General features: G+C 55.6%; 3 protein-coding genes. All 3 read right to left on the bottom strand.

The window, feature by feature from the left end:
* On the bottom strand, positions 1 to 3,263 hold a 3,263-nt coding region (locus EGI20_RS15810), incomplete at its 3' end, for a RecQ family ATP-dependent DNA helicase (protein WP_498632608.1).
* Between the two features lie 460 nt (positions 3,264 to 3,723).
* Positions 3,724 to 4,590: a hypothetical protein gene (locus tag EGI20_RS15805; RefSeq protein ID WP_498632607.1), complete on the bottom strand. Its 867-nt coding sequence runs from the start codon at positions 4,588 to 4,590 to the stop codon at positions 3,724 to 3,726.
* 1,328 nt (positions 4,591 to 5,918) lie between these two features.
* On the bottom strand, positions 5,919 to 6,262 hold a 344-nt coding region (locus tag EGI20_RS15800; protein ID WP_498632605.1), incomplete at its 5' end, for a helix-turn-helix domain-containing protein.

The following is a 6,262-nucleotide window of genomic DNA, read 5'->3' as shown; positions in this document are numbered from 1 at the left end:
GCTTGCCCCAGTAGCGCACGCAAACGTTGACGAATTTCACCCGCAGCGGCCCGATTGTAAGCCAGCACCAGAATGGCTGCGGTGCTGACACCCTTGATCCTGACCAGAAATGCCACCCGATGAACAATGACCCGGGTCTTGCCTGACCCTGGACCAGCCAGAACCAGCAGGTTTTCATCTTCTTTTGCCGTGACCAATTGAGCCTGATCCGGATCGCCTAGCTCGCCGACGATCTGTTGCCAGGATTCATGCGTTGCGGCACGACTGATTTCATCCTGCCGGCTGGAAAAATAGCGGCGGATGAATTCCATTTTCGGCATAGAGAAATACGCCAAGATATAGGCCAGTGCGTCTGCCATCTTACCCAAGCCAAGCCGGGCATATTCGTGCATAACATGGATTTGCAGCGTGCGCTCGTCGTAATGTGCACGAAGCGGCATAAAGTCGTTATCGCGAAACCCCCGTCCCTTACTTTCCGGCAACAGCTTCAAAGACATGGCGGAACGGAACAGGGCCTTGCCCTTGTCCAGAATGATGACTTCGTGATCATGCATAAACAGCAGCCCAGCATTGACAGCTGCCAGCACCCGTTCCGGCGACTGCCCGAGTGAGCTGGCAGCTTCAATGTCCCCCGCAACCGCATCGGCCAGCGCCCCTAGGCTGCTGGCCACATACAGGCTGGCACCGCGTGCGCCATCCGGCAGTTTCATCTCCAGTGCAGCCAGCAAAATCTGGGCGATCGACTGCCGGCGCTGCGCCAGCGTCTGCAACGTCGACCAGCTCTTGAGCAGGTGCACGTGAAGCTGCTCCTTGTTCCTGACCTTTAGCTGCAAATACTCATGCCCTGCCTCTGCACTAGAGCGGGGTAAAGGCCGTGCCAGCGAATGCAGGATCTGTATCACTTCATCTGGCCGGAGATTAACCTGGTATTCACTGCGCAACGCTTCACATAACAGCCGTAAGGAAAGCTGCGACCATTCACCTTCCGCATCCGGGGCCTGTTCGCGAAGGATACTGATTAGTGCCAGCTCCCGGTGCATCAGTTGCTGCAAACGCTCGTGCGAAGCGCCAGCTACCCCCTTGCGCAGCCAGCAGCTGATGCTAATCTCGTTACTCAGCAGTTGCAGTTGTTCCAGCCCGCGCAAAGCTGCCAGGCATGGCTCCAACGGTAACCCAAGATGCTGCGTCATTTCATCGGTACTGACCCCTGCATCATCGTCCAGGCTCATCAGGTAAGCCAGTACTTGGCGGTAGCGCTCCAGTGTCGGCGGCGGCAAGTCGGCACGCACCAGTTTTTCTTCGGCAGCGGCTAGCGATGCGACTTTTAGACTGGCCGGAAAAACCTGGGTCCGGTTTTCATTGCGCTGGACCAGCCCGGCCGATTCCAACCAGTGCAGCGCCGTTCTAACGCGCGTATCGGTGCCCGGTTCGTTAGCCACGATGCCAACTCCCGCCTCCTCGTCTTCGGGTGCAAGGCGCAGAATTTCACCACTGGTCAGCACCATTTCGTTTGCGCCCTGCCGTGCCGCATGCCGCTTCAGCAGCCGCAGCACACCTGCAATATCCTGCCGGGTCAGCCGCGAGCGCAGCGCAAGTCCGAACTGTGTTTCGATATCTTCCCTGCAGTAGAGTAAGACGCAGCGTGCGGCATGCCGGTCACGTCCGGCTCGGCCGGCTTCCTGCAGATAGTTTTCCAGAGAGCCGGGGATATCGGCATGAATCACCAGACGGATGTCTTGCTTATCGACCCCCATGCCGAAAGCGTTGGTGGCGACGATCACGCGCAAGTCGCCGCCAATAAAATCCTGCTGGATCGCCTTCTTGACTCCGGGGTCGAAGCCGGCATGGTAGGCACTGCAGGCCCAACTCTGCGCGCGTAAAAATTCGGCATGTTCTTCGGCGTGTTTGCGGCTGGAGACAAAGATTACGGCACCGCCACCATCTGCCAGTTCGTGCCGCAGTAGCGCGAGCATCTCTTGCCGCTTATTGTCTTGCTCGACCCGAATCACCTCGTAATGGAGATTGTGTCTTTCAACCCCACCGTCCATGACCTGTAACTCCATGCCCAGTGCATCGCGAAAATGTCCAAGCAGGTCAGCGATTACATCGGCCTTGGCAGTCGCAGTAAACGCGTAGACCGGCGCAAGGGGAAGCGGGTAGTGCTCGCGAATATAGCGGGAGACATACAGATAATCGGTACGGAAGTCGTTACCCCAGCGCGACAAGCAGTGTGCCTCGTCAAATACCCAGGCCGCAATTTCCCGCTGGCGGATGGCCGAGGTGAAGGCTGTATTGCGGAATTGTTCCGGAGAAACCAGCAAGATACCAATGCCGCCCAGTCGGATACGCTCAAGCACCTCTTTGCGCTCGGGCATAGTCAACATGCCATTAAGCGTGGCTGCGCACAGGATGCCGGCTTTGACTAGGTTATCAACCTGATCCTTCATCAGCGATTGCAGTGGCGACACGATGATGGTCAAGGCACCGCTGCGCCAGTAACTGGAGAGTGCCGGCAATTGGTAGCAAACCGATTTGCCGCCTCCTGTTGGCAGGATGGCCAGTAACGGCTGTTTGGCGTAACCCGCTCGCACGATCGCTTCCTGCAGGGAACCGCCATCCGGCGCCGCAGGCAGGGGACGGAAGGCATCAAAACCGAAATAGCGCTCAAGCTCCCGCCGTACATTCAGGTGCTCGCTGCAATAGGGGCAGTCTGGTGCGGTACATGGCGTCTCCCGCAGCAGAGTGATCTGCTCGCGCACCTGCGGGTATTGTGCCCGTACCCAGGGTGGCAACACCGAGTCCCCGCCACTGACCATCAGCCAGGCCAGCACATAGGCAAAAGCACGTCGAGTATTTGCCTCAGACTCAATTTGCGGCAACAGCAGCGCCAGCGCATTCGGACAGATTTTCCCGGCGACTAGCGGTGGCAGTAGCTGGCGAAACGCCACAAAATCAGGCTTGAAACTTCTTCTGATCAGGGTAAAAAAATCATCTAGCCCATCATCGCCTGCCAGATAGTGGTATGCAGCGAGCAGATCCGGCACGTCCTCAAACTGCTTCTGCAAGGCGGCAAGCTGATCAGTCCAGAGTGCAAATGCTTGTTTGGCGTCTTGCAGTGGATCATTACGGGCTTCGGCCAGCAGCTTGTAATCCTTGACCAGCCGATGATAAGGGTTAGCTGGAAAGGCCAACGGGGAAAGTTCTAGCGTATCGACCAGCTTGAGTTCATGCAGGGCCAAATCCGGGCAAAGCGTCTTAAGCACCGGTAAATCGTGCCGGCGCAGGTTATGCCCAAGAATAAAGCGGGCACCAGCAGACAGCCGATCGAGTTGTAAACGCAACACAGCAAATTCGGGGGGCGTTCCTGACACTACGGAAGCATCCGTGTCGGCGCGCCATGCCGCCAGTTTCCAAACTTTTAATGCATCTTGTTTCGATGTTTCAATATCTAGGCTCAGAGCCTTTGGCTGAAAGCCACTCTGCGACATGGCGAGTATTTTCCGAAAATAATGACAAATAGTATCATTTTTTTTATATGCGCTAGAGCCGCCATCAGCGTACTCGCACGGTTCGGCCTAGCTTGGTCCAAGCTAGATACCTGACCCCTTATCCACACCTCTTGGGCACCTCCTTCTCTGCTAGACCAGTGCGTCGTCCCTGTTTTATATCGTGGCGTAACTTCGTCACGCGTCACATGACTGCTACGCGTGACGACAGTCAAAACTAATCCGGCTTCGGTGCAGGTGCAGGTGCAGGTGCAGGTGCAGGTGCAGGTGCAGGTGCAGGTGCAGGTGCAGGTGCAGGTGCAGGTGCAGGTGCAGGTGCAGGTGCAGTCAGCATGATGTGTACCAACCCATCTAGGTGCAATGGCGGGTTTGCGTAACAGGCAAACCCCTTGTCGATATACGGAAGGTACCCAACCTCGACCGGAAACGGTTGTCTGCGATGTTTACGCCAGTGTTCACTCGCGAGCATGAGCAACTGTTTCTGCTGCTCACGGATGCCGTGATAACCCGGCATCCGCAGCAGTGCCTCGATCAATGACTTCACGCGCACAACATCAATGCCGACCGTCCCGGTGCTGCGCGTTGCCTCTTCTACGCCAGAACTCCACTCATCAAATGCACGCGGCTGCAACTGCCAGGTCCAGCTTCGTGCACCGCCCTGCCCCTTCTCTTTTTGCAGACGCACGAGCTGGTACTGTTCAGACCACGGCAAACGTTGGCGCTTGTCGTGCGCATCGAATAGCTTCTCACGTTGATGCACCGGCCCTTTCCCCGGCGTCACCAGCAGCCACCAATGGAAATTACCGGGCTTATCATCATGTGGGTACATGACCAGCGTGCAATTTGCCAGCCCTTGCCCCTTACGATACGCACGCCGGTTGCTGTTCGCGTCGATCTCATACAGCTCCGCAAATTTGTCTGCCAACTGCACAGCTTTTTGCGCAATAACGATACCGCTTGTGTAGAAGCGGCTACCGCGCTGGACTGTTTCGAGAATGATGCGCATTGCGGCGGTCTTGCTCGCCGGGATGCGCAAAAAATGAGAGCCGCGTGAGTTCGGCGGCGGGAGAATTTTGAGATACATGTCGTGCCTTTCTTGTTGATGACACGATGTGTAGCGACGCTTTTTATACGTTTTGCCGATCACGGCAAAACGCTGTAAATACGCGTGTGCGGTGAACTGAGCGCAGCGAATTCACAGCACACACATTGATGTTCCAATAGAAGCCAGTACAGGAGGATGCATCCTGTACTGGCTTCGCGCTGTTAGCGACCGCCCAGTCGCACCGCCGATACCGGATACCTGCATTTTTTTGCAAAATCTTGCGAAAAAGTGCGCCCGATGACGCGCGAGTCGCTACACGAGGCAGGATCATGATTATTTACAGTAGATATCACACGGGGTCGCCATCCCTTCATTGCCGCCAAGCGGCAGGGGGTGCGCCAACGCCCCCTGCCATGTCACTGCCCGTTGGGTGATCGCCAATCACTCGACGTTTTGCCTCCCGTCGCGCAGTGCTTCTAATAGAGCTCGCTGCGCGGCAACGGGCGCTCAAGATGCAAATCTTGTTCGACCCAATCGTTAAGGTGGAAGTATGTTGGGCGACGCGGACACGGACGCTTCAGTAATGAAGATCGATCCTGGCCATGTTCGAAAGCGGGTTTTAGTCCCGTCCCGGGGGTGCGAGTAATCGTACAACCGGTGCTGCACACGTAGGCTGCACGCACCATCGCAAGGTGGTGAGCCGCAGAGAAGAAATTCAGATGCGGTGGTACCCAAGAGCGCAAGCTGCTGGGATCGCTGGATAGCTTAAGCGTGTAACGGCTTCCACTAGGGAAGCTGTGCAGAGTGCTAGTAAGCCATCGATGCGCTGCAGTCGCATCGGGCCCACAGTTGGAAATCATATCTTGAGTAAGTCAGTGGCTATGGAACATCGCACGACCGAAATCGACGGGCAACACCTGTGAAAGTCTTCAAGACTAGAGATATCGATGAGACAGTGGCGTACTTGTACGCAGTAGAAATGGTCTAACGCGGGAAGGTCTGAGCGTGGCTTGGCTGGCACCAAGCTGTCGTAACGTAATCGTCGATAAAAGCGATGTATCAGACTGGGAGCGGTGTTGAGTAGGTGTTGTTTTTTCACGAACAAACTGGCGATGTGGCCGAAGCCGTTTGTTTTTTTCCTGAAAAGGGAAGTCAAAAGACGCCAGGAAGCAAGTTGCAGTACAGATGCTTGGCGGCATCACATGGCAGTATCGAGTACGGCTTTTGTTGGCGCAAAAGTCGACCCAGGACGTATCGTTTGACGACGATACAGACGGAAATACGCTCTGGCCTGGCAGTCAGATACGTATCATCCACATCAGGAAATCATGCATTATTTTTAATCGGGCAGCTTGCCTGCCCGATTTTTACATATTATTTTCTGCTGCCGACAGCGATTGTGGCCGCAGAATTTCCCAAACCGGGATACCCAGCGCGTCCGCAATCTTCTCGATGTTCGCAAGAGAAAGGTTCCGGCGTTCACGCTCCACATGCGCAATGAATGTACGGTGCAGCCCCGCGTGAAAAGCCAGCTCTTCTTGACTCCAGCCTAAACGAGCACGTAGTCCACGCATATTTTCAGCAAGTATCTTGAGCGATGTACACGGTTTTTCGTCGACACACTCAGCAATGGGATTTGGCATCGGCACAGGATCACCGATAGCATCTTTTAAGTCATCCGCTTTTAAGTCAGCATCTTTTGTGTCACAAT

The organism is Aquitalea sp. S1-19 (assembly GCF_024343515.1).
Note: the sequence above shows the minus strand (reverse complement) of the source record. Positions and strands in the feature narration are given on the sequence as shown.

Coding starts and splice junctions, on each gene's coding strand:
- EGI20_RS15805 (WP_498632607.1), bottom strand. CDS start 4,590: ATGTATCTCAAAATTCTCCCGCCGCCGAACTCACGCGGCTCTCATTTT.